At 42.6% G+C, this 918-nt stretch carries 1 protein-coding gene; it reads right to left on the bottom strand.

What is annotated here, in order from left to right:
* Positions 1–715, bottom strand: a 715-nt coding sequence (locus CVN76_RS01200; RefSeq protein ID WP_100530114.1) for a ParA family protein, incomplete at its 3' end; no start/stop codon positions are given.
* Between the last annotated feature and the right edge of the window lie 203 nt (positions 716–918).

Below are 918 nucleotides of genomic sequence, written 5' to 3' on the forward strand. Positions count from 1 at the left end.
CTCCACGTGATTTCGGATCATAAATGATGATTGGTTCTCCATGGCTCGGTGCCTCGCTCAAACGCACATTGCGGGGTATGATCGTTTGATATACTTTATCCTGGAAGTATTTTTTGACTTCTTCAATGACCTGGAGACCTAAATTCGTTCTTGCATCCAGCATCGTCAATAGCACACCTTCGATTTTCAACTCATGGTTCAAATGCTTTTGCACGAGTCGGACCGTATTCAAGAGTTGACTTAAGCCCTCCAATGCATAATATTCACATTGGACGGGAATCAAAACGGCATCAGCCGCCGTCAAAGCATTAAGTGTGAGCAAACCTAATGATGGAGGGCAGTCGATCACAATGTAATCGTATTCGCTTTGCACCTCTTCCAATGCCCTTTTTAAGCGCACTTCCCTTGATATCGTTGGTACCAATTCGATTTCAGCACCTGCAAGTTGAATGGTCGCAGGTATGGCATATAAGTTTTCCACCTTTGTTTCCAAGATGACGGTACTGGCTTCTACGTCATCCACCAATACATCATAAATACACTGCTCGACATCTGCTTTATCAATACCTGCACCGCTTGTCGCATTTCCCTGCGGATCGATATCGACCATTAAGACTTTCTGCCCTATGTAAGCAAGGCACGCACTTAGACTGACAGAAGTTGTCGTTTTTCCTACACCGCCTTTTTGATTGGCAATGGCAAGAATCTTACCCACGAATTCACCTGCTTTCAACTATCTTCAATACGCCATTTTTTACCGTGAATCCACTTATTTCTTTCTATTTTATCATGAATATTACTGGAAGAAATCGTTTTCTTCAATTCCACATGAAAATTGAAAACTGCCTAAACGGCACGAAAAAACGCGGAAAAGCGTAACACTTTCGCAAAAGATAAGACCTGCGAAGCAAAAAAAGC

The organism is Bacillus sp. mrc49 (assembly GCF_002803435.1).